The organism is Caulobacter sp. GW821-FHT09B08 (genome assembly GCF_059418225.1).
Genome location: NZ_JBWKPL010000011.1, coordinates 72,506 through 99,266, shown reverse-complemented (window position 1 = coordinate 99,266; position 26,761 = coordinate 72,506). Strand labels below are relative to the sequence as shown.

The 26,761-nt window shown below is 68.9% G+C and carries 26 protein-coding genes; 12 read left to right on the top strand and 14 right to left on the bottom strand.

Annotated features, from left to right (window positions below; all coding sequences use genetic code 11):
• Window positions 1–97 precede the first annotated feature (97 nt).
• A complete protein-coding gene (gene rnr / locus AC07OA_RS23810; RefSeq protein ID WP_494666308.1) occupies window positions 98–2,419 on the top strand; it encodes a ribonuclease R in 2,322 nt (773 codons plus the stop codon).
• Between the two features lie 162 nt (window positions 2,420–2,581).
• On the opposite strand, the gene AC07OA_RS23805 is transcribed toward rnr, so the two are convergent.
• Window positions 2,582–3,634 carry an SGNH/GDSL hydrolase family protein gene (locus AC07OA_RS23805; protein ID WP_494666307.1) on the bottom strand — a complete coding sequence of 351 codons (1,053 nt, stop codon included), beginning with the start codon at window positions 3,632–3,634 and terminating at the stop codon, window positions 2,582–2,584.
• Between the two features lie 30 nt (window positions 3,635–3,664).
• On the bottom strand, window positions 3,665–4,960 hold the full coding sequence (locus AC07OA_RS23800; protein ID WP_494666306.1) for an amidohydrolase: 1,296 nt from the start codon (window positions 4,958–4,960) through the stop codon (window positions 3,665–3,667).
• 144 nt (window positions 4,961–5,104) lie between these two features.
• On the opposite strand from AC07OA_RS23800, the gene AC07OA_RS23795 reads away from it, so the two are divergent.
• From AC07OA_RS23795 to AC07OA_RS23780, 4 genes are all read left to right on the top strand, one after another.
• Entirely contained in the window at window positions 5,105–5,833 is a 729-nt protein-coding gene (locus AC07OA_RS23795) for an NUDIX hydrolase (RefSeq protein WP_494666305.1), read from the top strand.
• A 19-nt stretch (window positions 5,834–5,852) separates the two neighbouring features.
• Window positions 5,853–6,299: a DUF6265 family protein gene (locus AC07OA_RS23790; protein ID WP_494666304.1), complete on the top strand. Its 447-nt coding sequence runs from the start codon at window positions 5,853–5,855 to the stop codon at window positions 6,297–6,299.
• Between the two features lie 81 nt (window positions 6,300–6,380).
• Complete coding sequence (rpmG, locus tag AC07OA_RS23785) at window positions 6,381–6,548, top strand: 50S ribosomal protein L33 (RefSeq protein ID WP_007673017.1); 168 nt, start codon at window positions 6,381–6,383, stop codon at window positions 6,546–6,548.
• Window positions 6,549–6,649: 101 nt separating this feature from the next.
• Window positions 6,650–7,420, top strand: coding sequence for a glutaminyl-peptide cyclotransferase (locus tag AC07OA_RS23780; RefSeq protein WP_494666303.1), 771 nt, complete (start codon window positions 6,650–6,652; stop codon window positions 7,418–7,420).
• 86 nt (window positions 7,421–7,506) lie between these two features.
• On the opposite strand, the gene AC07OA_RS23775 is transcribed toward AC07OA_RS23780, so the two are convergent.
• Both AC07OA_RS23775 and divK read right to left on the bottom strand, forming a co-directional pair.
• A complete protein-coding gene (locus AC07OA_RS23775; RefSeq protein WP_494666302.1) occupies window positions 7,507–8,871 on the bottom strand; it encodes a PleD family two-component system response regulator in 1,365 nt (454 codons plus the stop codon).
• A 4-nt stretch (window positions 8,872–8,875) separates the two neighbouring features.
• Window positions 8,876–9,244, bottom strand: a complete 369-nt coding sequence (divK, locus tag AC07OA_RS23770; protein ID WP_029916211.1) for a cell-cycle response regulator DivK — start codon at window positions 9,242–9,244, stop codon at window positions 8,876–8,878.
• Between the two features lie 122 nt (window positions 9,245–9,366).
• On the opposite strand from divK, the gene AC07OA_RS23765 reads away from it, so the two are divergent.
• Together AC07OA_RS23765 and AC07OA_RS23760 are read left to right on the top strand one after the other, a co-directional pair.
• Entirely contained in the window at window positions 9,367–10,014 is a 648-nt protein-coding gene (locus tag AC07OA_RS23765; protein ID WP_494666301.1) for a hypothetical protein, read from the top strand.
• 13 nt (window positions 10,015–10,027) lie between these two features.
• Window positions 10,028–11,284, top strand: coding sequence for a DNA polymerase IV (locus AC07OA_RS23760; protein ID WP_494666300.1), 1,257 nt, complete (start codon window positions 10,028–10,030; stop codon window positions 11,282–11,284).
• Window positions 11,285–11,432: 148 nt separating this feature from the next.
• On the opposite strand, the gene rodA is transcribed toward AC07OA_RS23760, so the two are convergent.
• The 6 genes from rodA to AC07OA_RS23730 form a co-directional block, all read right to left on the bottom strand.
• On the bottom strand, window positions 11,433–12,590 hold the full coding sequence (gene rodA, locus AC07OA_RS23755; protein WP_494666299.1) for a rod shape-determining protein RodA: 1,158 nt from the start codon (window positions 12,588–12,590) through the stop codon (window positions 11,433–11,435).
• A complete protein-coding gene (gene mrdA, locus AC07OA_RS23750; RefSeq protein WP_494666298.1) occupies window positions 12,587–14,608 on the bottom strand; it encodes a penicillin-binding protein 2 in 2,022 nt (673 codons plus the stop codon). The genes rodA and mrdA overlap by 4 nt, the downstream gene beginning before the upstream one ends.
• Window positions 14,609–14,612: 4 nt before the next feature.
• Window positions 14,613–15,068 carry a hypothetical protein gene (locus AC07OA_RS23745; protein ID WP_494666327.1) on the bottom strand — a complete coding sequence of 152 codons (456 nt, stop codon included), beginning with the start codon at window positions 15,066–15,068 and terminating at the stop codon, window positions 14,613–14,615.
• Between the two features lie 55 nt (window positions 15,069–15,123).
• Entirely contained in the window at window positions 15,124–16,236 is a 1,113-nt protein-coding gene (gene mreC / locus AC07OA_RS23740; RefSeq protein ID WP_494666297.1) for a rod shape-determining protein MreC, read from the bottom strand.
• 46 nt (window positions 16,237–16,282) lie between these two features.
• The gene (locus AC07OA_RS23735) at window positions 16,283–17,326 is read right to left on the bottom strand and encodes a rod shape-determining protein (protein WP_004623009.1); all 1,044 of its coding nucleotides are present in this window, start codon (window positions 17,324–17,326) and stop codon (window positions 16,283–16,285) included.
• A 368-nt stretch (window positions 17,327–17,694) separates the two neighbouring features.
• The gene (locus tag AC07OA_RS23730) at window positions 17,695–18,573 is read right to left on the bottom strand and encodes a DMT family transporter (protein ID WP_494666296.1); all 879 of its coding nucleotides are present in this window, start codon (window positions 18,571–18,573) and stop codon (window positions 17,695–17,697) included.
• 125 nt (window positions 18,574–18,698) lie between these two features.
• On the opposite strand from AC07OA_RS23730, the gene AC07OA_RS23725 reads away from it, so the two are divergent.
• Window positions 18,699–19,172 (top strand): hypothetical protein, encoded by a 474-nt coding sequence (locus tag AC07OA_RS23725; protein ID WP_494666295.1) that lies wholly within the window; start codon window positions 18,699–18,701, stop codon window positions 19,170–19,172.
• 48 nt (window positions 19,173–19,220) lie between these two features.
• Here the strand turns inward: AC07OA_RS23725 and AC07OA_RS23720 are convergent, their stop codons facing one another.
• Both AC07OA_RS23720 and AC07OA_RS23715 read right to left on the bottom strand, forming a co-directional pair.
• Window positions 19,221–20,795: a 2-isopropylmalate synthase gene (locus AC07OA_RS23720; RefSeq protein WP_494666294.1), complete on the bottom strand. Its 1,575-nt coding sequence runs from the start codon at window positions 20,793–20,795 to the stop codon at window positions 19,221–19,223.
• 322 nt (window positions 20,796–21,117) lie between these two features.
• The gene (locus tag AC07OA_RS23715) at window positions 21,118–21,828 is read right to left on the bottom strand and encodes a TVP38/TMEM64 family protein (protein WP_494666293.1); all 711 of its coding nucleotides are present in this window, start codon (window positions 21,826–21,828) and stop codon (window positions 21,118–21,120) included.
• A gap of 238 nt (window positions 21,829–22,066) precedes the next feature.
• Between AC07OA_RS23715 and AC07OA_RS23710 the strand changes: the two genes are divergently transcribed.
• The 3 genes from AC07OA_RS23710 (at window position 22,067) to AC07OA_RS23700 (ending at window position 24,128) form a co-directional block, all read left to right on the top strand.
• On the top strand, window positions 22,067–22,732 hold the full coding sequence (locus AC07OA_RS23710; RefSeq protein WP_494666292.1) for an AAA family ATPase: 666 nt from the start codon (window positions 22,067–22,069) through the stop codon (window positions 22,730–22,732).
• Window positions 22,733–22,858: 126 nt separating this feature from the next.
• The gene (locus AC07OA_RS23705) at window positions 22,859–23,530 is read left to right on the top strand and encodes an AAA family ATPase (protein ID WP_494666291.1); all 672 of its coding nucleotides are present in this window, start codon (window positions 22,859–22,861) and stop codon (window positions 23,528–23,530) included.
• Window positions 23,531–23,594: 64 nt separating this feature from the next.
• A complete protein-coding gene (locus AC07OA_RS23700) occupies window positions 23,595–24,128 on the top strand; it encodes an NADPH-dependent FMN reductase (protein WP_494666290.1) in 534 nt (177 codons plus the stop codon).
• A 7-nt stretch (window positions 24,129–24,135) separates the two neighbouring features.
• Here the strand turns inward: AC07OA_RS23700 and AC07OA_RS23695 are convergent, their stop codons facing one another.
• Together AC07OA_RS23695 and AC07OA_RS23690 are read right to left on the bottom strand one after the other, a co-directional pair.
• Window positions 24,136–24,546 carry a hypothetical protein gene (locus tag AC07OA_RS23695; RefSeq protein WP_494666289.1) on the bottom strand — a complete coding sequence of 137 codons (411 nt, stop codon included), beginning with the start codon at window positions 24,544–24,546 and terminating at the stop codon, window positions 24,136–24,138.
• A gap of 63 nt (window positions 24,547–24,609) precedes the next feature.
• Entirely contained in the window at window positions 24,610–25,191 is a 582-nt protein-coding gene (locus tag AC07OA_RS23690) for a carbohydrate binding domain-containing protein (RefSeq protein ID WP_494666288.1), read from the bottom strand.
• 263 nt (window positions 25,192–25,454) lie between these two features.
• Here AC07OA_RS23690 and AC07OA_RS23685 point away from each other — a divergent pair, with 263 nt between their 5' ends.
• Complete coding sequence (locus AC07OA_RS23685; RefSeq protein ID WP_494666287.1) at window positions 25,455–26,657, top strand: pyridoxal phosphate-dependent aminotransferase; 1,203 nt, start codon at window positions 25,455–25,457, stop codon at window positions 26,655–26,657.
• The last annotated feature ends 104 nt before the right edge of the window (window positions 26,658–26,761 follow it).

Sequence of the window (26,761 nt, the reverse complement as noted above, 5' to 3'; positions counted from 1 at the left end):
GCTTCGCTACGTCCGGGATGACAGGTTTATGGGATTGAGCGCATCCCGTGCCCATTTCCCTTTCCCATCGCCCCCCTCGGCGCGTTAGACGAGGGACATGGCCAAACCGCGCACGCCCAAGTCGTCCAAGTTCCCCGCCGCTTCCAAGGCCGCCAAGCCGCCGGCCGGCCTGCCCGACCGCGAGACTCTGCTGGCCTTCCTCAAGGACGCCGGCGAGAGCGGCAAGGCCGACATCGCCCGGCACTTCGGCCTGAAGGGCGGCGACCGCCGGGCTCTGCGCGAGATGCTGCGGGCCATGGAGGCCGACGGGTCGCTGGGCAAGCGGGGCCGCAAGGGCTTCGCCCAGGCCGGCGCCCTGCCGCCCGTGGGCGTGGTCGATGTGGTGGAACGCGACGCCGACGGCGACCTCTATGTGCGCCTGACCAAGGATTCCGACGACACGCCCCAGGTTCGCCTGGCGCCCGGCAAGGGCGAGGTGGCCGGCGGCGCGCCGGGCCTGGGCGACCGCCTTCTGGTACGCTTCGAACAGCTGGAGAGCGGCGAGACCGAGGCCCGGCTGATCAAGCGCCTGGGCCAGAGCGCCCACAAGCTGCTGGGCGTGGTGCGCAAGCATCGTCGCGAGACCCGGATCGAGCCTGTCGATCGCAAGTCCAAGGAAAGCCTGCTGATCGACAACCAGGCCGCCGAGGGCCTGAAGGAAGGCGACCTGGTCCTGGCCCAGGTCAGCGGCAGCGGCGCCCGCTACGGACCCAAGTTCGGCAAGATCCTGGAGGTGCTGGGCAGCGAGGACGACCCGCGCGCCGCCTCGCTGATCGCCATCCACAGCCACGGCATCCCGACCGGCTTCTCTGAAGAAGCAGAGGAAGAGGCCCGCGCCGCCAAGGAGCCCACGCTGTCGGGCCGCGACGACCTGCGCGACCTGCCGTTCGTGACCATCGACCCGGTGGACGCCCGCGACCACGACGACGCCGTCTACGCCCATCCCGATCCGGACGCCAACAACGTGGGCGGCTGGGTGGTCTGGGTGGCCATCGCCGACGTCGCCGCCTATGTACGCCCCGGCTCGGCCCTGGACCGCGACGCCCGCGAAAAGGGCAACAGCGTCTACTTCCCAGACCGGGTGGAGCCGATGCTGCCCGAGACCCTGTCCAATGGCCTGTGCAGCCTGCGCGAAGGCGAGAACCGCGCCACCCTGGCCGTGCGGATGGTGTTCGACGCCGGCGGCCGCAAGAAGAGCCACAAGTTCGTGCGCGGCCTGATGCGGTCGGCCGCCAAGCTGTCGTACGAGCAGGCCCAGGCCGCCATCGACGGCGTGCCCCCGCCCGCCGGCCAGGACGCCGACAAGGCCGGCCCGCTGCTGGATCCGATCCTGAAACCCCTGTGGGCGGCCTTCCGCCTGATGGGCAAGGGCCGCGAGGCGCGCTCGCCCCTGGCCATCGAGAGCGACGAACGCCGGATCGTCATCAAGGAGGGCGAGATCCAGTCGATCACCCGCCGCGCCAGCCTGGAAGCCCACAAGCTGATCGAGGAGATGATGATCCAGGCCAACGTCTCGGCCGCCGAGAGCCTGGAAGCCAAGCGCACGCCGCTGATCTATCGCGTCCACGACACGCCCAGCCAGGAGAAGGTGCTGAGCCTGACCGAGTTCCTGCAGACGCTGGAGGTGAAGTGGTCCAAGGGCGAGGCCCCGACCACGGCGCGCTTCAACAAGCTGCTGGACGACACCCGCGAGAGCCCGCATGCGGCGATCATCAACGAGGTGGTCCTGCGCACCCAGATGCAGGCCCACTATTCGGCCGACAACATGGGCCACTTCGGCCTGAACCTGGCCCGCTACGCCCACTTCACCAGCCCGATCCGCCGCTATGCCGACCTGATCGTGCACCGCGCCCTGATCCGCGCCCTAGGCCTGGGCGACGACGGCCTGACCGACCAGGACATCGCCCAGATCAAGGACACCGCCGAGGTCATCACCCACGCCGAACGCCGGGCCATGGCCGCCGAGCGCGACGCGACGGACCGCTACATCGCCGCCTTCCTGGCCGACCGGGTGGGCGCGACGTTCACCGGCCGGATCACCGGGGTGACGCGTTTTGGCCTGTTCGTGAAGCTGGACGAGACGGGCGCCGACGGCCTGGTGCCGGTCTCGACCCTGGGCGAGGAATATTTCGTCCACGACGACCGCATGCACGCCCTGGTCGGTGAGCGCACCGGCAAACGCTTCCCGCTGGGCCTGGCGGTCGAGGTGCGGCTGCGCGAGGCCACGCCGGTGACCGGTGGCCTGCTGTTCGAGATGCTGACCGACGCGTTGCCGCGTGATCCCAAGGCGCCGCAGCCCAGGCTCGGCGTGCGGGCCCGAGCGCCGGTCAAGCCGCGCGGGGGATTGCCGAAGGGCGTCCGACGCGGGAAGCGGCGGTAAATCTTGCCCCCTCTCCCAGAGGGAGAGGGCGGGGCCCGCCGCGTAGCGGTGGGAGGGTGAGGGGTTACACCCTCGCCGACTTCGCACAGACGCCCTGCCGGCACGCCGTCCGACGCTTTAACCCCTCACCCTCCCAAGCTTCGCTTGGGTCCCTCCCTCTCCCTATGGGAGAGGGTTCAAAACGGTCCGCGCTGCTTCCTCCAGCCGATCCGCCATCATCTTCTGGTCCGCGACCGACGGGTGCCAATGGCAGGCGCCCAGATCCATGCCGGTGATCCGCACGGGTGTCGCCAGGCCCGGCGCGGCCGCGTCCACCGCCTGGACCACCTCCGCCACGTCGGCGGCGAAGCTGTCGCCGGCGATCAGCAGGAAGCGCGCCTGGGGCTGGCGGCGGGCCAAGTCCTGGACGAAGGCTACGTACTGGCGGCGATAGTCGGCGTGCAGGGCCGCGTCGTCCGGCCAGGCCTCGCCCGCATGCAGCGGCGTGGAGAAGTCGTTGGTGCCCAGGCCGATGACGATCAGGTCGGGCCGCCACGGATCGGCCGGATCGACGGTGGGCGAAGCCTCGCCCGGGATCAGGCGCGCATAGAGCGCCGGCAGCGCCAGGCCCGGCGCGACGCCGTCATAGTTGCGCACCACGCCCCGGCCCGAGAAGGCGACGATCCGGTAGTCGGCGTCCAGGCGCCGGGCCAGGGTCGGTCCGAACGCGAGACTGGTGTCGGTGGTGTCGTGGACCTCGGCGTCGGTGCAGTCGTGCTTGGTCGACCGCACGCCGTAACCCACCGTGTGCGAGTCGCCGACGAACTCGATCCGCCGCGCCCGCGTGGCCGGCGGCAGGGCCTGGCCGTCCGGGACGAAGAAGCCCAAGAACCGCGCCGAGCCGTTCTGGCTCTCGGTCAGCTTGTCCAGACGCACCACGTGCTCGCCCGGCCCAAGGCCGTCGAAGGTGACGCGCGTATCGCTGTCCTTGTCGAGCTCGGCGCGGACCTGGCCGTCGATGCTGAGCGCCAAGTGCTCGGCGTTCGGCTGCGTGGCCACGGTGATCGACGGCCCCGTGAAGCGGCCCTCGAAATAGACTCCCGGCCAGCCGAACTCCGCCCCGCCGTTCGGCAGCGGCACGACGCGCCCGCCGACATTGGGCGTCAGGGCGGTCTCGGCCAGGGCCGGCGTGGAAAGAACGAGGGCCGCGACGGCGGCGAGAATCGTGAACCGCAAGAACGTCTCCTTCGAAGCGGGCCTTTCTGGCTACTTCCGCCCCAGATAGTCCAGCGCCATCAGCACCTCGGCCTTCACGCCGGTCTCCAGCACCGCTTCGTCGACGTCGAAATAGGGCGAGTGGTTGGCCGGGGCCGTGGCCGCGGGGACCGAGGCGGGCCGGCCGCCCAGCTGGACGAACACCGCCGGGACCTTCTGGCCGTACATCGAGAAGTCCTCGGCCCCGGTGACCAGGGCGGCCTGGTCGTCGACCTTGCCCGGTGAAGCCTTCTCCAGGCTGGTCTTGACCCACGTCGACAGGGCCGGGTCGTTGTAGGTGACAGGATAGGGCTGGGTGAACACCGCCTCGGCTTTCGCGCCATAGCGGTCGCCGATGGCGGCCACGGTCTTCTGGACCTTGTCCATCACGTCGGCCCGGCGCTGCGGGTTGAAGGTGCGCAGGGTGCCGGTCATGGTCAGGTCTTCAGGGATGATGTTGTTGCGCACCCCCATGTTGATCGTCGCCACGGTCAGGACGGTAGGCGAGGCGCCGACGTCGATCTGGCGTGCGGCCAGCTGGTTGAAGGCCTGGACGATGTCGGCCGCGACACTGGCCATGTCGATGCCCGCCCAGGGCCGCGCGCCGTGGGTCTGCTTGCCCTTGACGGTGATCGTCATTCGCTCCGAGCCCGCATAGAAGCCTCCGGCCCGATAGTTCAAGGCGTGGGCGTCGCCGGGGCCGATGTGCAGGCCGAAGATGGCGTCGACCTTGGGACTGTCCAGCGCCCCGTCGCGGATCATCAGCTTGGCCCCGCCCTCCTCGCCCGGCTGCGGCCCCTCCTCGGCGGGCTGGAAGATCAGCACCACGGTCCCGGGGATCTGCGCCTTCATGCCGGCCAGGACCGTGGCGGTCCCCAGCAGCATGGCCACGTGGGTGTCATGGCCGCAGGCGTGCATGACGGGGACAGCCTTGCCCTCCCAAGTGGCGGTGGCCTTGGAGGCGAACGGCAGGCCGGTCTTTTCCTCGACCGGCAGGGCGTCCATGTCGGCGCGCAGGGCCACCACCTTGCCGGGCTTGCCGCCCTTCAGCACGCCCACCACGCCGGTGCGTCCCACGCCCTCGCGGACCTCGAAGCCCAGGGCCTTCAGCTCCTTGGCCACCAGGGCGGCGGTGCGGACCTCCTGGTTGCCCAGTTCCGGATGCTCGTGGATGTCGCGCCGCCAGGCCACGACCTTGGGCTGGACGGCCTTGGCGGCGGCCTGGACCTGGGCGGTGGACGGCGCGGCATGGGCGGCGCCCGCCAGCAGCGCGGCGGTCAGAGCCAGCCCGGAAACCCCTGCGAACATACTCTTCCCCCAACGCCTGGACGCGTCGCCGAGCTTGGGCGGCGCTTGGATGGGGGTCAAGACCGAGCGACGGCAAGGGATCGCACCGCCGCTTATCGTCACGGACGGCTGGCGTCGCTTCGCATACGTAATAAGCTCGCCCGCATGGACGAACCGATCGACGCCAAATTCGACACCCGCCATGACGGCGACGTCCGCGACGCCGGCGCAGGCGTGCTGACGCCGCGCCACGCCGCCACCCTGATCGTGGTGCGCGACGACGGTCCAAAGCCTCAAATCCTGATGGGGCGCCGCAACCGGGGCCTGGCCTTCATGGCCGACAAGTGGGTGTTCCCCGGCGGCCGGGTCGACCGCGGCGACTATGTGGCTCCAGCCGCCAGCGAGCTGTCGCCGGAGCTGACCGCGCGCCTGGGCGTCGAAGCTCGCCATGCCCGCCCCGCGCGCCTGGCCCGCGCCCTGGCCCTGGCGGCGGTGCGCGAGACCTTCGAGGAAACCGGCCTGCTGCTGGCCAAGAGCGCGCCGACACGCCCCGCCGCCGGGGTCTGGCGACCATTCCTGGCCCAAGGCGCCCTGCCCGACCTGGCGCCGCTGAGCTTCGTGGCCCGCGCCATCACCCCGCCCTATCGCACCCGCCGCTTCGACGCCCGGTTCTTCATGGCCCCCGCCTCGGCCCTCTTGAGCCTGGAGCGCCAGCCCGACTGCGGCGAGCTGGACGAGATCGGCTGGTTCGATTTCGACCAGGCCCGTGAACTGGACCTGCCCAACATCACCCGTTTCGTGGTCTCCGAGGTCGCCCAGCGCCTGGCCGACCCTGGACGTCCGGCCCCGTTCATGCGCTTCCTGCGCGGGGCGCGGCAGTTGAGTTACCTCTAGAGCGCCTCACGAGGTCGCCATGCTCGCCCTGATCCTCGCCGCCCAACTGGCCGGACCGCCCGCCACGATCGACCAGATGGCCTGGCTGAAGGGCTGCTGGATCCAGACCCGTCCCAACGGCGCGGTCGAGGAGTTGTGGATGAGGCCCGCCGGCGGGGTAATGCTGGGCATGGGCCGCACGGTGCGCGACGGCAAGCTGCGCGACTACGAATACACCCGCATCGTCGAGGCCGACGGCTCGCTGGCCTATGTGGCCGAGCCTTCGGGCCAGGAGAAGGCGACCTTCCCCCTCAAGGAGCTGACCCCGGACCAGGCGGTGTTCGAGAATCCCGGCCACGACTTTCCCCAGCGAGTGATCTACCGTCGCGCCGGACCCGACGCCGTCGTGGGCCGGATCGAGGGCCAGATCGGCGGCCAGGCCAGGAGCGTCGATTTCCCCTACAAACGATGCGATAGCGGCAATTGACTTTGGCGCGCCGCTGAGTATGTTCCGCGCCTCTTATTTCGACCGCGTAGGGACCTGCGCGACCATCGCAGGGATTCGACCATGGCCAAACCGGCTTCCATCAAGATCCGCCTGAACTCGACGGCGGACACCGGCTTCTTCTACGTGACCAAGAAGAACGCCCGTACCAAGACCGAAAAGATGGTGCTGAAGAAGTACGATCCGGTCATCCGCAAGCACGTCGAATTCAAGGAAGGCAAGATCAAGTAGGTCTTGCTCTCCGTAGCGACATGACAAACGCCCGGCCGCAAGGTCGGGCGTTTTTCTTTGGGCCATTCTTTCGCCGCTCAAGGCAGGCTAAGAGCTTAGGCATGATCCGTCGGACCGCCCTGCTCGCTTTTTTCGTTTTGCTGGCCGGCGCCGGTTCGCCGCTGGCTCACGCCGCCACGCCGGTCTACGGCTACGAGGTGGTCCGCACCTATCCGCACGATCCGCACGCCTTCACCGAGGGCCTGTTCCTGCGCGACGGCTATCTCTACGAGAGCACCGGCCTGCGCGGGGCCTCAACGATCCGCAAGGTGGTGCTGGAGACCGGCCAGGTCGAGAGCGGCCGCTCGCTGCCGCCCCAGTACTTCGGCGAGGGCATCGTCGACTGGAAGGACAGGCTGGTCCAACTGACCTGGACCGACCAGGTGGGCTTCGTCTACGGCCTCGACGACTTAGAGAAGCGCGGCCAGTTCGCCTACGAGGGCGAGGGCTGGGCCCTGACCCGCGACGACAAGAAGATCGTCATGAGCGACGGCACCGCCCGCCTGCGGTTCCTGGATCCAGAAACGCTCAAGGAGATCGGCGGGGTTGACGTCACCGACGAGGGCCAACCCGTCGACCAGCTGAACGAGCTGGAATGGGTCAAGGGCGAGATCTACGCCAATGTTTGGCAGACCGACCGCATCGCCCGCATCGACCCGGCCACGGGCAAGGTGACCGGCTGGATCGACCTGACCGGCCTGCTGCCCGCCGAGGATCGCCCCGGGACCGACGTGCTGAACGGCATCGCCTACGACGCCAAGGCCGACAAGCTGATCGTGACGGGGAAGCTGTGGCCTCGGCTGTACGAGATCAAGCTGGTGAAGAAGCCCTAGCCGGGGACATGCCCTTGCGGCGTGTCCCCAAGTCCTGGCTCGGTGGATGCTGATGGGGACACGCCGCGAGGGCATGTCCCCGGCCGTTACGCCGCCTTGCCCACGACCGCGTTGCGGCCGGACTTCTTGGCTTCGTACACCGCTTCGTCGGCCCGCTTGAGCAGGGTCTCGGGGCTGTCGCCGGGGCCGTTGGTGGCCGAGACGCCGACCGAGATGGTCACCGTCAACAGCTCGGAGCCGTGGGCCACGCGGAAGGGCGAGCCGGCCACGTGCATGCGGATCCGCTCGGCGATGCGCAGGGCGTCGGCCAGCTGGGTGTCGGGCATGATCACGGTGAACTCCTCGCCGCCGTAGCGGCAAGGCAGGTCGATGGCGCGGACGTTGGACGCCAGGCGCAGGGCGAACTCGCGCAGCACCTCGTCGCCGACATCATGGCCGAAGCCGTCGTTGATCTTCTTGAAGTGATCGATGTCGATCAGTAGGGCCGCGACCGGATCGCCGCCCAGGGCCGCGCGCTTGACCAGCGAGTCCAGCTGGCCGGTCATGTAGCGGCGGTTGTGCAGGCCCGTCAGCTGGTCGGTGACGGCCAGTTCCAGGCTGTGGTCCAGGTTCTGGCGCAGATAGTCGGTGTAGCGCTTGCGCTGGATCTGGGTCTTGACCCGAGCGGCCAGCTCCTGCGGGTCGATCGGACGCGGCAGGATGTCGTTGATGCCGATCTCCAGCGCCTTGACCAGGCGCGGGCGCTCGTCGGGGTCGACCATGGCCAGGATCGGCAGGTGACGGGTGCGCTCGTCCGAGCGCAGGCTGGCGGCGAAGCGCAGGCCGTCGAAGCCTCGGGCCGCGGCGTTGATGATCACCAGGTCCACCGGACCGCCGGCGCTGATCTGGGCCTTCACGGGATCGGATTCGATGACCGGCCGGTGCTCGACCGCCAGCTCGGCGGCCACGCGCTGGGCCTGGCGTTCGTTGTCGTCGACCACCAGCACCCGGCCGCCCAGGCCGTCCAGGCGCGAGGCGGCGCCGGCGATCACGCCCATGCGGCGGCCCGAGGCCTCGCGCTGGCGCAGTTCGTCGATCACCAGCTTGAAGCGGGTCAGGCTGCGCACGCGGGCGAACAGCATGACGTCGTCGATGGGCTTGGTGAGAAAGTCAGAGGCTCCCGCTTCCAGCCCCTGGATGCGGTCGGCGCGGCCGTCCAGCGCCGTGACCAGCACCACCGGGATGTGGCGGGTGGCGGGGTCTTCCTTGAGTTTCTTGCAGACGGTGAAGCCGTCCATGCCGGGCATCATCACGTCCAGCAGGATCACGTCGGGCAGTTCGGCGGCCGCCATGGCCAGGGCCGTGGGGCCGTCATAGGCCACCGACACCTGATAATACTCGGCCGAAAGCTTGGCCTCGAGCAGGCGGACATTGGCCTCGATGTCGTCGACGACCAGGATGCGCGCGCTCACGGCCCTACCTTTCCAGCAACCGGCGGATGGTGTCGAGGAAGTGCGACACCGAGATGGGCTTGGAGATATAGGCCTCGCAACCACCCTCGCGGATGCGTTCCTCGTCGCCCTTCATAGCAAATGCCGTAACCGCGACGACGGGGATATGTGACAGATCGTCGTCCTCCTTGAGCCACTTGGTGACTTCAAGGCCGGAAATCTCGGGCAGCTGGATATCCATCAGGATCAGGTCCGGACGGTGCTCCCGGGCGATGGACAGCGCCTGCAGCCCCTCACGGGTCTGCAGGGTCTCATAGCCCTGGGCTTCGAGCAGGTCATGAAAGAGCTTCATGTTCAGCTCGTTATCCTCGACGATGAGGACCTTCTTCGTCATCCTGACCCCGACCATTCCGGTCCGTGGCGACGCGTGAGGGATTCGCGCCGCTTCTGGATTCCAGATCGCACGAATATCCTTAAGCCCGCGCTAATCGCGTTTACCTCGACCTATCGTAGATCATGGACCCTCGTTTTTCAGACCTGCAGGCCTGCACCGTGCGCCCGGACGCGCCCTTGGTCATCGTCGATGTCGACGAAGTGCTGGCCAGGTTCATGCATGGCTTCGGAACGTTCATCGCGCGCCACGGATTCGAACTCCGATTCGACCGCTACGCCCTGTTCCAGAACATCTACCGGCCCGGCGAGACCGAGCACCTGGACCTGATCGCCGGCAAGGTGCTGTTCGACGACTTCTTCCGCGACGGCGCCGAGGACCTGCTGCCGGCCGTCGGCGCGGCCGACGCCCTGGCCGACCTGTCGACCCGGGCCGACGTGGTCATCCTGACCAACGCCCCCGAACACGGCCGCCAGGCTCGCGCCCAGTGGCTGAAGACCCACGGCTTCGACTATCCGCTGGTGATCAACAGCGGCCCCAAGGGCCCCTCGGCGGCCCACCTGGCCGAACGCACGGCCTCGCCCTCGGTGTTCATCGACGACCTGCTGCCGCAGCTGGACTCGGTGGCGGCCAGCGCGCCGTGGGTGAACCGCTTCCAGATGGTGGCCGACGAGCGCCTGCGCCCCCTCGCCCCCTCCGATCCCGAGCGGCACACTCGCATCGACCTGTGGTCCGACCTCAAGCCGGCCATCGAGCGCAAGCTGTTCCCGTGAAGAGCCCCCTCCCTTGAAAGCCTTATGCCGCGACTGCCTGGCGACGGGCGAGACCAAGGTCTCGCGCTGTCCGGCCTGCGGCTCGCCGCGGGTGGTGTTCCACGAGGAGCTGGGGTCGCTGTCGATGGCGCACCTGGACTGCGACGCCTTCTACGCCTCGGTCGAAAAGCGCGACGACCCGACCCTGCGCGACAAGCCGGTGATCGTGGGCGGCGGCAAGCGGGGCGTGGTCTCGACGGCCTGCTACGTGGCCCGGATGAGTGGCGTGCGCTCGGCCATGCCGATGTTCAAGGCCCTGAAGGCCTGCCCCGACGCCGCGGTCCTCAAGCCCAACTTCGGCAAGTACAAGCACGAGAGCCGGGCGATCATGGCCAAGCTGGAGGCCCTGACGCCCCTGGTCCAACCGCTGTCGCTGGACGAGGCCTGGATCGATCTGTCCGGCACCGAGCGCCTGCACGGCGCCCCGCCCGCCCTGATGCTGGCGCGGGTGCAGAAGGCGATCGAGGACGAGATCCGCCTGACCGTCTCCATCGGACTGGCCCCCAACAAGTTCCTGGCCAAGATCGCTTCGGAGCTGGACAAGCCGCGCGGCTTCTCGGTGATCGGGGTCGCGGGGGTGGAGGCGTTCCTGGCCCCCAAGCCGGTGTCGATCCTGCCCGGCGTGGGTCCCGCCACCGTCGCCTCGCTGGCCTCGGAAGGCTTTCGCACGGTCGGCGACATCGCCCGCGCCGACCTCAAGCAGCTGGTCAAGGTGCTGGGCTCCAGCGGCCTGCGCCTGCACCACCTGGCCCACGGCCGCGACACCCGCCTGGTCGATCCGGAGCAGGACCGCAAGACGATCAGCGCCGAGACCACCTTCAACGACGACCTCTACAAGCGCGAGGACCTCGAGGACGAGCTGTGGCCGCTGTGCGAGAAGGTGGCGCGCCAGGCCCGGGCCGGCGGGGTGGCCGGGCGCGTGGCGACCCTGAAGCTGCGCACGCCCGACTTCAAGATCCACACCCGCCGCCGCACCCTGGCCGTCCCGACCCAGACGGCCCGCACCCTCTTCCAGGTGGCGCGCGAGCTGCTGGCCGCCGAGCCCAAGGGGATCCACTACCGTCTGATCGGCGCGGGCCTGACCGACTTCGTCCCGGCCGAGGGCGCGGCCGACGACTTCTTCGCCGGCGACGAGCGCAAGGCGCTCAAGAGCGAGACGATGATCGACGGCTTGCGGGGCAAGTTCGGGGCGGGCGCCGTGGTGACCGGGCGGGCGCTGAAGGGGAAGTAGCATCCCCACTTGCCCCCTACGGATCGCTTCGCGATCGTCTTCCCCCATAGGGGGAAGAGCCTGAAGTACGTGGCTCCGCCCCCTATGGGGGCGGACAGACCGCGTAAGCGGTCAGGTGGGGGCAAGTGATCGCCCCCCTGGCCGCCGACTACATCAGCGAGCCCTTGCCGCTCGTCACCTCGGTATAGCGGTGCACGCGCACGGCCTGGACCAGGCCGAAGCCCACCATGACCGTCAGCATCACGGTGCCGCCATAGCTGAGCATCGGCATGGGCACGCCCACGACCGGGGCCATGCCCATGACCATCGCGCCGTTGATCAGTACGTAGAGGGCGAAGGTCGCCGTCACCCCGGCGGCCGACAGGCGTCCGAAGTGGCTGTGGCTGATCGAGGCGATGCGCAGGGCCATGAAGATCGCCACGCCGTACAGGAACAGCACCGAGATGCAGCCCAGGAAGCCGAACTCCTCGGCCAGGGTGGCGAAGATGAAGTCGGTCTGCTTTTCCGGCAGGAAGTTCAGCTGGCTCTGCGAGCCCAGGCCGAAGCCCTTGCCCAGCAGGCCGCCCGAGCCCAGGGCGATCTTGGACTGCATGATGTGGTAGCCGTTGCCGGACGGGTCCTTCTCCGGGTCCATGAAGGTCAGGATCCGGTTGCGCTGATAGTCGTGCAGCACGAAGAAGATGAACGGCGGCAGGGCCGCCAGGCCCGCCACGATCCCGGCGACGATCACCCGCAGCGACAGGCCGGCCAGCACCATGATCGACAGGCCGGGCAAGGCGATCAGCACGGCGGTGCCGAGGTCGGGCTGGTGGGCCACCAGCAGGGTCGGGGCGCCGATCAGGGCCAGCGGGACCAGGAGCTTCCACGACAGCCGGGCGCTGTCGGCCGTCAGGCCGTGATAGTAGCGGGCCAGGGCCAGCACGACCCCGATCTTCATGATCTCGGACGGCTGGAAGCGCAGCGGGCCGATGGCCAGCCAGCGCTGGGCGCCCAGGGATACGTCACCGACCGCCTCCACCGCCACCAGCAGCAGCAGGGCCACGCCGTAGATCGGATAGGCCATGGTGAACCAGACCCGCAGGTCGACCATGGCCAGGATGATCATCATCACGAAATAGATGCCGAAGCGCAGCAGGTGCTTGTCGGCCCACGGCTCCCACGAGGCGCCCGCGATCGAGAACAGCATCAAGGCCCCGGTGCCGGCGATCAGGCACAGGACCAGACACAGGGTCCAGTCGATCTCCATGAACTTGATGATCGGCCGGTCGCGTTCGCCGGGCCGGGACAGGCCGCCGCTGAGCGTCATTGGGGAGCTCCCGGAACGGGCGTGGGCGGCGGCGCGCCGATGGTCGGATCGTCGGGGGCCGCGCCCTCGACCGTCCCGTCGGGCGTGACCTCGACGGGGGCGTCGGGCATGGGCATGGGCTTTTCGATGCGGGCGCGGATCTCCGGATCCTTCAGCAGGGCCACGCGCATGACCTCGCGGGCGCGCGGGGCGCCGGCGGTGGCGCCGCCCATGCCGCCGTGCTCGACGATGACCGCCACCGCGTAGCGCGGCGCGTCATAGGGGGCGAAGGCGACGAACAGGTTGTGGTCCTTCAGGCGCCAAGCGACGCTGTCGCTCTTGCGGCTGGCCACCTTGTCATAGCTGCGCACCTGGGCCGTGCCGGTCTTGCCGGCCATCTTCACGTCGCCCAGGCCCAGCTGGCTCTGGCGATAGGCCGTGCCGCGCACGTCGTTGGCCACCGCCTCCATGCCGCCGCGCACATAGGCCAGGTGCTCCAGCGAGAACGGCAGGTCGGGCACGGCCGCGCCGCTGGGCTGCTCCACCCCGCCGATCGACTTGATCAGCCGCGGATTGAGCGCCTGTTTGCCGTTGGCCAGGCGCGCGGTCATCACCGCCAGCTGCAGGGCGTTGACGCTGAGCGCCCCCTGCCCGATCCCGTAGCTGGGGGTCTCGCCCGGAAACCAGGTCTGGTTGGCCGGATTCTTCTTGTTGGCCCGCTTCTTCCAGGCGCGGTCGGGCACCAGGCCCTTCTTCTGGCCGGGAATGCCGATGTCGAAGGTCGAGCCGAAGCCCATGGCCCGCGCGGCGCTGGCGATGGCGTCGGGGCCGATCTTCAGGGCGGTCTGGTAGAAGTAGATGTCGCACGAGTTCTTGATGGCGTCGTGCAGGTTCTGCGAGCCGTGGCCGCCCTTCTCCCAGCACCGCCACGTGCGGTTGCCGTAGTACCAGCTGCCGCCGCAACTGACCCGCGCCTCCGGATCGATCCCGGCGGTCAGGGCGGCTAGGCCGACGGTCGGCTTGAAGGTCGAGCCTGGCGGGAACGTGCCGTTCAGCACCTTGTCCAGCAGCGGCTTGCGCTCGTACTCGGCCAGGGCCCGGTACTCTGGCCCCGACAGGCCCTTGACGAACCGGTTGGCGTCGAAGCTGGGGGCCGAGACCATGGCCAGCAGATCGCCGTTGCGGATGTCCATCACCACGATGGCGCCGGACTCGTCGCCCATCACCTCCAGGGCGCGGTTCTGGATGTCGGCGTCCAGGGTCAGCCGCACTTCCTTGCCGGGCGCGGGCGGGATGTCGCCCTCGGGATCCAGGCGCACGACCCGGCCTTGGGCGTCGACCTCGGCCTTGGTGGCGCCCGCGCGTCCCCGCAGGTCGCGGTCGAGGGCCTTCTCGATGCCCGCCTTGCCGATCCGGAAGCCCGGGTGGTGCAGCAGGTCCTGGTCCTGGGTCGGATCGCCCTTGGCCTTCTCCAGGTCACGGTCGCTGACCTTGGCCACGTAGCCGATCACGTGGGCGAAGGCGCCGCCGAACGGATAGACCCGCACCTCGCCCATGTCGGCGGTGACGCCGGGCAGCTCGGGCGCGCGGATATTGACCCGGGAGAACTCCTCCCAGCTCATGTCCTCCATCACCGCCACGGGGGCCTTCTTGGGCGCGCGGTTGATGTCCTTGATCAGGCGGGCCCGGCGGGTGCCGTCGATGGGCACCAGCTGGGCCAAGTCGTCCAGCGTGGCTTCGGCGTCGAAATCCTTGCTGTCCTTGCTGACCATCAGGCGGAAGTTGGGCCGGTTGGACGCCAGGGCCACGCCGTTGCGGTCCAGGATCAGGCCGCGCGGCGGCGGGGTCAGGCGATAGTTGAACTGGTTGCCGGCCGAAAGCTTCTGGTAGCGCTGGGCCTCGATCAGCTGCAGCTGGGCCAGGCGACCGCCCAGGGTCAACAGCCCCGCGCCCGCCAGGCCGCCCATCAGGAACGCGCGGCGGTGGAACACGCCCTGCCGCTCGTTCACCTCGAAGAAGAAGATTGACGGTTCGCTCATGGCGTCACCGGAACCGCACGTCCGCGTCCTCGAACCGGTCGATCAGCCGGTGGGCGAACGGGAACAACAGGGCCGTGACCAGGAATTGCCAGAACACGGCCAGCAGGCTGGGCATGGCCAGGCTGTCGAGCATGCTGAACAGGAAGCCGCCGGCCATGGCCACGGCGGTGACGCCGGCGAACCAGGCCCACATCATCGGCCGGCTCTGGCCGGTCATCATGTTGCGACCGGCGAGCGCCGTGGCGTAGGCGACCAGCAGCGACAGGCCCCACAGGCCCGTCGGCCCGCCCCAGAAGGTGTCCAGGAACAGGCCCAGGATCAGCAGGGCGAACGGCGCCAGGATCGACGGACGGATCAGGGCCCAGGCGAAGGCCGGGACCATGGCGAACACCGGCTCGGGCAGCTGCAGGCCGTAGATGCGGATCGGCGCGGCGAAGACGATGGTCGCGGCGACGCACATCAGGGCCGGAACGCCCAGCCAGCGGCCTGGATGCAGAGGTCGGGCGCCGCCCACGTCAGATGGCTCCGCCGGGCTGGGCGGCGGCCGGAGTCGCGGGCTTCGGCGCGGGCGGCTTGGGCGCCGTGGCGGCCGGAGGCTTGGCGGCGGGCGCAGCCGGCTTAGGCGGCGTCGCACCCGGGGCCGGAGCGGTCGTGGCCGGCGTTCCCGTCTGGGCCGGGGTCGCGGGCTTCGGCGCGGTCGCGACCGGGCCCAGGATCGAGGCGCTGGGATCCTCGGTGGTCACCGGCGGCAGGCTGCGGGTCAGCAGGGCCTTCTGGTCGGCCAGCTGGGCGAAGTCCTTGAACAGCAGGATGCGGACATAGTCGATGGCGGTGTCGTCGGCGAACAGCACCACGCGCCAGCGGCCGTCCAGGCCCTTGACCGCCGCGCCCACGGGCAGGCCGCGCGGCACCACACCGCCGTCGCCCGAGGTGACGACCCGATCGCCCTCCTTGATGGGGTCTACGCCGCGCAGATATTCCAGCTTCGGATTGGGGCCGCCGTCGCCGGTCAGGATGGCGCGGGCGTTGGTGCGGTCGATCATCACCGGCGTGCGCGAGGCGATGTCGGTCAGCAGCAGCACGCGGCTGGCGCCCCGGGCCACGCCGACCACGCGACCGACCAGGCCGCGCTCGTTCATCACCGGATTGCCGACCACCACGCCCTTTTCCGAGCCGCTGTCGGCCAGGCGGGTGTTGGCGAACGGGCCACGGGTGTCGCTGACCACGCGGGCGGCGACCATCGGGATCGGCGGATCGGTTCGCAGGCCCAGCAGCTGCCGGTAGCTCTGGTTCTTGTCGACCTCGGCCAGGTACTGGTCGCGATAGCCGCGCATCTCCTTCAGCTCGGCCTTCAGCCGGCGGTTCTCCGAGGCGGTGAAGAAGTAGCTGGAGATGAAGTCGACGCCCAGGCCGGTCCAGCGACCCGGGGCGGCGATCACGCCGCTGACCGGCTTGGACACCGTGTCGACCGTCTGGCGGGTGACGCCATAGGCCTGTTGCTGGAGGGTCTCGCGCCGGTCGGCCAGCAGGAACGCCACCGCGATCACGACCGCGACGATCAACGCCACGGCCGCGGTCCACGTCAGCGGCACTTTCAGGTCACCGAGCGGACCTTCGCGAAAGGGCACGTACTATTCTCCCGACGCCCCCCGCGGCGTCATACGGATGTGACGCCTAGGCGAGAGTCGATTCAAGCACGCCCTTCATCCACTTGGGATGCTCGAGCACCTTGCCGCAGCCCAGAGCCACGCACGACAGCGGATCGTCGGCCACGGTGACCGGCAGGCCGGTATGGTCGCGGATCTCGGCGTCCAGACCGCGGAGCAGCGCGCCGCCGCCCGTCAGCATGATGCCCTTGTCGGCGATGTCCGACGCCAGTTCCGGCGGAGTGGCTTCCAGGGCCACCTTCACGGCTTCGACGATCTGCCCGACCGGTTCGGCCAGGGCGTCGGCGGCCTGCTTTTCGCTGATGCGCACTTCGCGCGGCACGCCCTGCATCAGGTCGCGGCCCTTGACGTCGATCGACAGGCCTTCGCCGTCGGCCGGGGCGCGGGCGGTGCCGATTTCCTTCTTGATGCGCTCGGCGGTCGTCTCGCCGATCAAGAGGTTATGGTGGCGACGCATGTAGCTGATGATCGCCTCGTCCATCTTGTCGCCGCCGACACGGACCGAGCGCGAATAGACGATGCCCGACAGCGACAGCACGGCCACCTCGGTGGTGCCGCCGCCGATGTCGACGACCATCGAGCCGGTCGGCTCGTGGATGGGCAGGCCGGCGCCGATCGCGGCGGCCATCGGCTCGTCGATCAGGCCCACGCGGCGGGCCGAGGCGTTCAGGCAGCTGTCGTTGATGGCGCGGCGTTCCACGGCGGTGGCGCCCGACGGCACGCAGACGATGACCTTGGGGTTCACGAAGCCCTTGCGGTTGTGAACCTTGCGGATGAAGTACTTGATCATCTCCTCGGCGACTTCGAAGTCGGCGATGACCCCGTCGCGCATCGGACGGATGGCTTCCATGTGACCCGGCGTGCGGCCCAGCATCTGCTTGGCCTCGATCCCGACGGCGTGGACGATCTTGCGACCACCGACATTACGCAGAGCCACGACCGACGGCTCGTTCAGAACGATGCCCTTGCCCTTCATGTAGATGAGGGTGTTGGCGGTGCCCAGGTCGATGGCGATGTCGTTGGAGATGACGCCGAAGAGGGAAGAGAACATTGAAAGCCCTGACTGAGGGGATAAGGGGCGAAGGCGGGACGTCGGACAGGCCGAATTCGGAAGACGAAGCGGAGCTATTTTTGCCGCGTGAACGGCGAAGGCGAAGGGAAAAGATGGCTCCTACTTCAATTCCAAACGAGGACAACATGATTCCCGCGAAATGCGGGCTTGCGTCCCTAGACGAGCGCCTCGCGCACGACGGAAGCGCAAGGCTTCCCGCCGCGCCATCGCCTGACTGCCGCTAAGCACGTCGACGAAGCCCGTTTGCCCTGCGAAAGCGTTGAATTCAAGGTCTATTGAAGCCCCTGGCTCACCTGATTTCGCAGAACGGCGGCGCCGGGGGTTTCATCCCAGAAACATGGCGTTTTCTAGCCGAGCGCGGCCATGGCCACACCGGCCGCCGCGATCAGGCCAAAGAGCATCTGGGCCGGGGTCAACCGCTCGGCGAACAGGCGTCGTCCAGCCAGGGCGGCCATGGGCATCTCGACGACTCCGACCGCCCTCACCGGCCCCACAGGGCTGAGCGCCATGGCGGTGAACCACAGGCCCGAGGCCGCCGCGCCGCAGAACCCGGCGCCCAGCGACCGCCGCCAGGCCTTGACCACCTCGACCAGGGCGTCGGGGTTGCGGAACGCCAGGAAGCCGCCCAGGGCCAGGGTCTGGATCGCCTGCACCACCATGACCGTGACCAGGGCCGACATGGCCGGATGGGCCGGGTCGAAGGTCAGGGACGCCTGACGGAAGCAGTTGGCGCACAAGGCGAAAGCCGCGCCCGAGGCCAGGCCGATCGTCACCGCCCCACGGCGCATCGGCGTCTCGCCCCGGGGCCAGGTCAGGGCGGCCAGCCCGCCCGTGGCCACCAGGCCGCCGGCCCAGGTCAGGGCCGACACCTTGTCGCCGAACAGGGCCACGCCCCAGACCAGGGCGAACAGCAGGCCGCTCTGCTGCAGGGCCGTGCCCAGAGCGAAGGACGAGCGGTGCATGGCCGTCAGCTGGGCGGCGGTGCCGCAGATCTGCAGGGCCGCCCCGGCGGCGCAGGCCAGCCAGAACGGCGCGGTGGCATGCGCGCGCGCCCCGGGCGTCACCAGCCAGGCGACCACCGCGAAGATCGTGGCGAACGGCAGGCCGAACAGGAACCGCACCAGGGTCGCGCCCCACGGCCCCGCCCCGCCCATGACCGAGCGCTGGGCGGCGTTGCGCGCGACCTGAAAAGCCGCCGCGGCGATGGTGATCGGAATCCAGATCATCGAGGGTCCTTACGCCGCCCTTATAGGGACGGCCGGTTTCGGAATGGAGGCCTTACGCGGCCCGGGCGCAAATTCCCGCCGTCGGCTCGTCCGGTGACGGGCGCGACCAGCACGAGGTTTCGACCATGTCGTCTCACCCCTTCCGCCAGGCCGCCCAGTTCCTGCTGGGCGTTCCGACCGACGGGATCCAACACACGCTGGGCCGCATGCTGGCCTTGGCGGAGGCCACGCCGCTGTGCTTCGTGGCGGTGACCGGACCGCAGGCCGGCGAGGCGATGAGCGTGCTGTGGCGACGCGGCTACGACCGGGTGGAGGCCGCCCGCCGCGCCACCTGCCGCGCCGCCGACGAACAGAGCGACGTGCTGCTGGTGGTCGGCTGCTCGACCGTGGCCGACGCCCGGGCCGCGGCGGCCTCGACCATGACCATGCTGCGTCCCGGCGGGGCGCTGGTCATCGACGCCGGCGCGTTCCTGGACCAGGCGCCCCGCCAGACCATTTGCGATGACCTGCGGGCGCTGGGCCTGGAGGTCGAACCCCAGGCGCACCTGTCGGCGGAACTGCTGGCGACGCGGCCGTTCGGCCGGAAGGCCGCGGCTTAAGGTCGGATCGGGGGACGGGCGCTTGCGCCCGCCCCTATCCGCGTTTGCCTAGAACCCGCTGGCGATCGCCGTGTCGGGACGGCTCTTTTCCTTGCGCGCCATGAGGTTGTTCAGGGCGTTCACATAGGCCTTGGCCGAGGCGGTCAGGGTGTCGGTGTCGGCGGCCTGGCCGGTGGCGATGCGGCCGTCTTCTTCCAGACGCACCGAAACCTGGGCCTGGGCGTCGGTGCCTTCGGTCACCGCGTGCACCTGGAACAGGCGCAGGGCGGCGTTGTGCGGCACGATGTTCTGGATGGCGTTGAACACCGCGTCGACGGGACCGTCGCCCGTGGCCTTGGCGGTCTTGGTCTCGCCGTCGACTTCCAGGGTCAGCTCGGCCGACTGACCGTCGGTGCCGGCCACCACCAGCAGGTGGGCGACGCGGATGCGCTCGGAGCCACGCGCCAGGGCGTCGTCGACCAGGGCGATGATGTCGTCGTCGTAGACGTGCTTCTTGCGGTCGGCCAGGTCCTTGAAGCGGCCGAAGGCCTCCTTCAGGGCGTTCTGGCCCAGCTCGTAGCCCAGGTCCTTCAGCTTGGCGCGGAAGGCGTGACTGCCCGAGTGCTTGCCCATGACCAGGCTGGACGGCGCCTGGCCGACCGATTCCGGGGTCATGATTTCGTAGGTCTCGCGGTTCTTCAGCATCCCGTCCTGGTGGATGCCGCTTTCATGCGCGAAGGCGTTCTTGCCGACGATGGCCTTGTTGTACTGCACCGGGAAGCCGGTGATGGCCGAGACGTAGCGGCTGGCGCGGGTGATGTGGGTGGTGTCGATGCCGGTCTGGTAGGGCAGCTTGTCGCCGCGCACCTTCAGGGCCATCACGATCTCTTCCAGCGCCGCGTTGCCGGCACGCTCGCCCAGGCCGTTGATCGCGCACTCGATCTGGCGAGCCCCGCCCTGCACGCCGGCCAGGCTGTTGGCCACGGCCAGGCCCAGGTCGTTGTGGCAGTGGGTCGAGAAGATCACCTTGTCGGCGCCCTCGACGTTCTGGGTCATCCAGCTGAACAGGTCGGCATATTCCGACGGATAGGTGTAGCCGACCGTGTCGGGCAGGTTGATCGTAGTGGCGCCGGCCTTGATGGCGGTCTCGATGGCGCGGCGCAGGAACTGGCGGTCGCTGCGGGTGGCGTCCTCGGCCGACCATTCCACGTCGTCGCGCAGGTTGCGGGCGTGGGTCACCGAGCGGGCGATCACGTCGATGACGGCGTCCGGCTCCATCTGCAGCTTGTGCTTCATGTGCAGGTCGGACGTGGCGATCACCACGTGGATGCGGCCGCGGGCGGCGGGCTTCAGGGCCTCCGCACATCTATCGATATCGACCATGTGCGCGCGGCACAGGCCGGCGATGGTCGAGTTCTTGACGATCTTGGAGATCTCGCGGACGGCCTCGAAGTCGCCGTTCGAGGCGATGGGGAAGCCGGCCTCGATGACGTCGACCCCCATCTCCTCGAGGATCTTGGCCAGTTCCAGCTTCTCGTCGTGCGACATCGAGGCGCCGGGCGACTGTTCGCCGTCGCGCATGGTGGTGTCGAAAATGACGACGTTGTCGCGCTTCTCAAAAGCGGCGGGCGATACGGAGCTCATGATCTTACTCGTCGGATGGTGTCTGCGTGCGGGCGGCGATTGGGTCAGTCATCCCCTGCGCGCCCGGCCACGACGATGCGCGGCCCCTAGAGCGCCCAGGGGTTGGTAAGCCGAAGCGAAAGCAGTTGGCGCGCGACGTTCATGCTCGCTTTCTACACAGCAGCCTAAATTGCGGCAAGCATTTTGCGTTTATCGATCAATTCGCCGCACACGGAGCAAGATTCCACCAAGATCAACGACTGATCGGGGTCGATCGTCACGCAAGACGCAGCGCTGCGCGCCTCAAACGCCCCGCCAGACCGGTGGAGGCGAGGCGAACCTCCTACTCGGCAGTATCCTCGCGCTTCTTGAGCCAGGCGCGGGCGATCAGGCCGGCGACGATCCAGACCGCCACCGCCACCACCAGCATGACGATGTGCCGCTGGCCGCCGCCCTTCAGGGCCTGGACGATCGAATTGCCGGCGAAGGCGGTCAGGGCGATCTTCGGAATGATGCCGATGGCCGTGCCGGCCGCGAAGTCGCGGATCTTCATCGGCGTGACGCCGGCGGCCATGTTGACGACGATGAACGGGGCCGAGGGCACCAGCCGCACGATCAGGCTGGCCAGGAAGCCGTTCTTGCCGATCAGCTTCATGAACTTGGCCACGCCGTCGCCGGCCAAGTCCTTCAGCAGCCGCCCGCCGAACGCTCTTCCCATCCAGAAGCCGATCATCGACGACACCAGGGTGCCGATCCAGCTGTAGGCGAAGCCGGTCCAGGGCCCGAAGGCCACCACCGCCGCGGCGATCAGCACGAACTGCGGCACGCCGATGAAGGCCAGCACCGCGAAGGCGCTGACGGCCACCGGCAGGGCCCAGGGGCCGTGTGCGGCGCTCAGCCAGTGCTCGACCGTCACCTCGCCGTTCAGGCCCAAGAGCTGGGCTCCGAACAGGAAGACCACTCCCACCCCGCCGAACAGGACGAACGACACGGCCACCGTGCGCCAGGCGCGGGCGTCCATGTTGGTGAAGAAGTCGATCAGGCGACGAAGCATGCGCCTGCCTCGCCCAAGCCCTGCTCGCGGTCAAGCACGGCGGGAGCGCAAATCGCCCGCCGGACGCCCATTTTACCGTCACGCTTTCGGCCAGGCGGCGTCGCGTCGTGGTTAAGATTCCCCCAACACGACATTTCCGTTGCGTCCCTGTCGTAACGGGCGGCTAAGTTATCCACAGGCTCTCCGGCCCCATCAGTGAAGGATGTTGGCCGGAAGCGCGTTGGGGAGTGCGTCGGACGTGAAGACCCTGGCTGTGATTTCCCGCAAGGGCGGGGCCGGAAAGACGACCCTGGCGGTCAACCTGACCCTGGCCGCCCATCTGGCGGGTCGGAAGACCATCCTGGCCGACATCGACCCGCAGCGCTCGGCCTCGGACGCCCTGAGGGCGCGCAGCGAGCCGGGCCCGGTCTTCGCCGAGATCAACGCCGGCAAGCTGTTCCAGACCCGCTCCCAGGCCATACACGACGCCTACGACGCCATGGTGATCGACACCCCCGCCGCGCCCGACGCCGACGTGGCCGTGGCCGTGAACTCGGCGGACCTGTGCCTGCTGGTCTGCCGCCCCACCTTCCTGGACATCGCCTCGGTGGCGCGTTCGGCCGAGATGGTGCGCCGCCTGGGCAAGGCCGGTCTGATCGTCCTCAACCAGGCCCCGTCCAAGCGCGGCGGACTGGAGCCGGTGGCGGTGCAGAAGGCCATCGAGGCCCTGCGGTTCTGCGGCCTGCCGATCGCGCCGATCGGGATGCGCTCGCGCACCGTCTACCAGCAGGCCATCGCCCGGGGCCGCTCGGTCAGCGAATGGGACGCCGCCAGCCCCGCCGCCCAGGAGATCGAGCGCCTGTGGGCGCACGTGGCCGCCCTGCTGGCCCTGGAGAGCCGCGACCGCGACGCCCGCGCGGTCTGATCGCGCGCCGCCGACCTCAGTAATCGCAGGTTGAACTTCTGTTCATACCTTGGCCCATAACAATCTGAACTTGGGAAACCTCGCGGCGTACGGCGAGGATGCCTGGTCGGGGAAAGTGGGCCAGCCATGAAGACGATCACCGTGCTTTCTCGCAAAGGCGGTTCGGGCAAGACGACCCTTTGCGTCAACCTGGCCCTGATGGCGTTCCTGTCGGGGCGCAAGGTCATGCTGGCCGACATCGACCCGCAGCGCTCGGCCACGGACACCCTGCGCGCCCGCGCCGAGCCGGGTCCCGTCCTGGCCGAGATCAACGCCGGCAAGCTGTTCCACGCCCGCTCGAGCGCCCAGCGCGAGGACTACGACTACCTGTTCATCGACACCCCCGCCTCGCCGGAGGCCGACGTGGCCCTGGCGGTCAACGCCGCCGACCTGTGCCTGGTGGTGGGCCGCCCCTCGTTCCTGGACCTGGCCCCCATCGTCCGCTCGGCCGAGGCCGTGCGTCGCCTGGGCAAGACCGGCTTCGTGGTGATCAACCAGGCCCACACCAACCGTTCGGACGTCGCGCCGGTGGCCTATCCGGAGATCATGGAGGCCCTGCGCTTCTGCGGCCTGCCGCTGGCCCCGCACGGCCTGCGCTCGCGCGAGGCGTTCCAGACGGCCATGGCCCACGGCCGCAGCGTGGCCGAGCATGAGCCCGGCAGCCCGGCCAGCCGCGATCTGCAACGCCTTTGGACTCACGTCGAGGCGAGCCTGGGCGATCTGGCCCAGACGCCGATCAGGACCGCCCTCACGGCCTGAACGCCCTTCACCGCGCCGCCGAGGCTGACTAGGGTCGCCGCCTTCCTGGAGTGCGGAGTCCCTCATGAAACTTCTCGGCGTCTCGGGCAGCCTGCGGGCCGCCTCGTTCAACACCGCCCTGCTGCGCGCGGCCCAGGACGTGGCGCCAGAGAGGGTGACGATCGAGATCTTCGGCCTGCACGACCTGCCGCTGTTCAACCAGGACGTCGAGGACCAGGGCGATCCCGCGCCGGTCACCGCCTGGAAGGACGCCATCCGGGGCGCCGACGCCCTGCTGCTGGCCTGCCCCGAATACAACGGCGGGATCACCGGCGTGCTGAAGAACGCCATCGACTGGGCCTCGCGCGGCAGCCCCTCGGTCCTGGCGGGCAAGACGGCATGCATCGTCGGGGCCTCGCCAGGCGTCACCGGCACGGTCCGCGCCCAGGACGCCCTGCGCCAGTCGCTGCGCAAGGTCTCGGCGCAGTACTGGCCGCTCGGCGAGATGCTGGTCGGCCAGGCCCACACCAAGATCGAGAACGGCCAGGTGATCGACGAAAAGACCCTGGCCTATCTGGGCCGCCATCTGGCCGCGTTCGTCGAACACCTGCGGAGCTAGCTCGCCGTCACCGCGGCCGATGAGCGGCCTTGAACGCGACGATGGCGAAGGTGATCAGGCAGATCCCGACAAGGCCAAGTCCGCCCGTGACAAGATAGTACGGCGCGGGCTCAGGGTTCGTCGCCAGATGCCGCGTCACGCTCAGAACGCCCGCGAACCCGACCACGCAACACACCACGCCCCCGCGCAGCACCAGATGGAGCGGGCCGCTGCGGAGGGCCGGTCGGGTTTGAGCCTTTTCCAGGTTCGGCTGAATGACGAGCCTGGAATAGGCCCGGGCGGCGATCTCCGTCGCGACCATGGCCAAGACAATCGCGCCCATCGCCAGGAACGGGCTCGCGACACCGCCGGCGTACAGGCCCGTCGCCAGGCAAGCCAAGCCTCCCAGAACCACGAAGATGCGTACGATCCGCCCCATGAGACCTATGTCGCAGGCGTGGGCGCGACTGTCGAGGCGTCCGCCCTCGCGGGCGGGCTCCCCCTACTTCACCATCGACGGATCGTAGTTCGGCCCGAAATCCAGGACGAACAGCGGGCCCAGCACGATGGTCTGCTTGGCGCCGCCCAGCTGCAGGCTGACGCCCGCCGCGCCCTTGTCGGCGTCCATCGTCGCCCGGCCGCTGAAGGTGTACATCTTCCATTCGCCGCCGATGGTCTCCACCTGGCCGCTGACGATGCCGCTCCACGGCGCGGTCGATTGCTGGACCCCCACCGAACTGATCGTCGCCGTCGCCGGCCCGCCGTCCACCGGCTCGGCCTTGGCCCAGAAGGCCACGGTGATGACGTCGCCCTTGGTGATCTTGCCGTCCACGCCCTGGCCGGCGGCGTTGCTCCACGGCTGATCCGGCGTCGGTGTCGTGACCTGGACCCGCACCGCGTTTCCGCCGGTGACCGACTTGTCCTTGATCGGAGCGTTGGTCTGGCCGGCGCCATAGACGTTCCAGCCCACCGACGGCTTGTTGATGGCGTACTTCATCACCCCGTCGGCGGCGTGGGCCGCCCCAGCGGTGGCGGTGGTCAGCCCCACGGCCACGACAGCGGCCAGGCTTGCGATCTTCTTCATGGTCTTCCCCCTTCAGAGACGTCGTTGCGTCCAGCCCCGTCCAGCGACGGGGCGATATGGTCGTTTCCTCCAGGGCCGCCCGCCATGCGGCGCGGCCTCTCGTGCTTACGGATGATAGCGGTACCGCGAGCCAGGGAGAGACGCAAGAACCCCGCGATATCCGGCCTTTGGTGCGTTGCACCGGCGCAAGCGCGGGCGTAAAGACCGCCCCAATCCTGAAACAGGCCTTTTTAGTCCACGTCCTCCCAGGGGAGTCCTGAACCATGTCGCTCGAGTCCGCCGCCCTGCGGCGCATCGCTCCGTCCGCCACCATCGCCATCAGCGCCAAGGCCCGCGCCCTGCGAGCGGCCGGCCGGGACATCATCGCCCTGTCCGCGGGCGAGCCGGACTTCGATACTCCCGACAACATCAAGGACGCCGCCATCGCCGCCATCAAGGCCGGCAAGACCAAGTACACCGATCCGGACGGCATGCCCGAGCTGAAGGCGGCGATCTGCGCCAAGTTCAAGCGCGAGAACGGCCTGGACTACAAGCCCAGCCAGGTCCACGTCGCCCCGGGCGGCAAGCCGGTGATCTACAACGCCCTGGTCGCCACCCTGAACCCGGGCGACGAGGTGATCATCCCCGCCCCGTACTGGGTGTCGTATCCCGACATGACTCTGCTGGCCGGCGGCACGCCGGTGTCGGTGGAAACCACCGCCGAGAGCGGCTTCAAGATCACCCCGGAAGCCCTGGAAGCGGCGATCACGCCCAAGTCCAAGTGGCTGATCATCAACAGCCCGTCGAACCCCTCGGGCGGCGCCTATACCCGCGCCGAGCTGCAGGCCATCGCCGACGTGCTGCTGCGCCACCCGCAGGTCTGGGTGCTGACCGACGACATGTACGAGCACCTGGTGTTCGACGACTTCGAATTCACCACCATCGCCCAGGTCGAGCCCAAGCTCTACGACCGCACCCTGACGATGAACGGCGTGTCGAAGGGCTATTCGATGACCGGCTGGCGGATCGGCTACGCGGCCGGTCCCGAACCGCTGATCAAGGCCATGGCCAAGATGATCAGCCAGACCACCTCCAACCCCTGCTCGATCTCGCAGTGGGCGGCGCTGGAGGCCCTGAACGGCCCGCAGGACTTCATCAAGCCGAACGCCAAGCTGTTCCAGGAGCGCCGCGACCTGGTCGTGTCGATGCTGAACCAGGCCAGCGGCCTGCATTGCCCCACCCCGGAAGGCGCGTTCTACGTCTATCCGTCGTGCGCCGGCCTGATCGGCAAGACCGCGCCCTCGGGCAAGGTCATCACGTCGGACGAGGACTTCGCCGGCGAGCTGCTGGAAGCCGAGGGCGTGGCCGTGGTCCACGGCGCGGCCTTCGGCCTGTCGCCGTTCTTCCGCATCAGCTACGCCACCGCCAACGACGTGCTGGAAGACGCCTGCCAGCGCATCCAGCGCTTCTGCGCCAGCGTGAAATAAGACTCAGGGCTCCGGGGAGGCCGCCTCCCCGGAGCCCTCGCTTTTCGGGGCTTGGTCCCCTCGACCTGCCATATCTGGATGTTTTTGATCGACCAGGACCGCAC

Coding starts and splice junctions, on each gene's coding strand:
- AC07OA_RS23790 (WP_494666304.1), top strand. CDS start 5,853: ATGCTCGCCCTGATCCTCGCCGCCCAACTGGCCGGACCGCCCGCCACG.
- divK (WP_029916211.1), bottom strand. CDS start 9,244: ATGACGAAGAAGGTCCTCATCGTCGAGGATAACGAGCTGAACATGAAG.
- AC07OA_RS23700 (WP_494666290.1), top strand. CDS start 23,595: ATGAAACTTCTCGGCGTCTCGGGCAGCCTGCGGGCCGCCTCGTTCAAC.
- AC07OA_RS23685 (WP_494666287.1), top strand. CDS start 25,455: ATGTCGCTCGAGTCCGCCGCCCTGCGGCGCATCGCTCCGTCCGCCACC.
- AC07OA_RS23725 (WP_494666295.1), top strand. CDS start 18,699: ATGTCGTCTCACCCCTTCCGCCAGGCCGCCCAGTTCCTGCTGGGCGTT.
- AC07OA_RS23690 (WP_494666288.1), bottom strand. CDS start 25,191: ATGAAGAAGATCGCAAGCCTGGCCGCTGTCGTGGCCGTGGGGCTGACC.
- AC07OA_RS23745 (WP_494666327.1), bottom strand. CDS start 15,068: ATGTGCGTCGCCGCGACCATCGTCTTCGCCGCGCCGATCCGCATCTAC.
- AC07OA_RS23795 (WP_494666305.1), top strand. CDS start 5,105: ATGGACGAACCGATCGACGCCAAATTCGACACCCGCCATGACGGCGAC.
- AC07OA_RS23705 (WP_494666291.1), top strand. CDS start 22,859: ATGAAGACGATCACCGTGCTTTCTCGCAAAGGCGGTTCGGGCAAGACG.
- AC07OA_RS23765 (WP_494666301.1), top strand. CDS start 9,367: ATGGACCCTCGTTTTTCAGACCTGCAGGCCTGCACCGTGCGCCCGGAC.
- AC07OA_RS23780 (WP_494666303.1), top strand. CDS start 6,650: ATGATCCGTCGGACCGCCCTGCTCGCTTTTTTCGTTTTGCTGGCCGGC.
- AC07OA_RS23715 (WP_494666293.1), bottom strand. CDS start 21,828: ATGCTTCGTCGCCTGATCGACTTCTTCACCAACATGGACGCCCGCGCC.
- rnr (WP_494666308.1), top strand. CDS start 98: ATGGCCAAACCGCGCACGCCCAAGTCGTCCAAGTTCCCCGCCGCTTCC.
- AC07OA_RS23800 (WP_494666306.1), bottom strand. CDS start 4,960: ATGTTCGCAGGGGTTTCCGGGCTGGCTCTGACCGCCGCGCTGCTGGCG.
- rpmG (WP_007673017.1), top strand. CDS start 6,381: ATGGCCAAACCGGCTTCCATCAAGATCCGCCTGAACTCGACGGCGGAC.
- AC07OA_RS23695 (WP_494666289.1), bottom strand. CDS start 24,546: ATGGGGCGGATCGTACGCATCTTCGTGGTTCTGGGAGGCTTGGCTTGC.
- AC07OA_RS23720 (WP_494666294.1), bottom strand. CDS start 20,795: ATGAGCTCCGTATCGCCCGCCGCTTTTGAGAAGCGCGACAACGTCGTC.
- AC07OA_RS23730 (WP_494666296.1), bottom strand. CDS start 18,573: ATGATCTGGATTCCGATCACCATCGCCGCGGCGGCTTTTCAGGTCGCG.
- rodA (WP_494666299.1), bottom strand. CDS start 12,590: ATGACGCTCAGCGGCGGCCTGTCCCGGCCCGGCGAACGCGACCGGCCG.
- AC07OA_RS23735 (WP_004623009.1), bottom strand. CDS start 17,326: ATGTTCTCTTCCCTCTTCGGCGTCATCTCCAACGACATCGCCATCGAC.
- mrdA (WP_494666298.1), bottom strand. CDS start 14,608: ATGAGCGAACCGTCAATCTTCTTCTTCGAGGTGAACGAGCGGCAGGGC.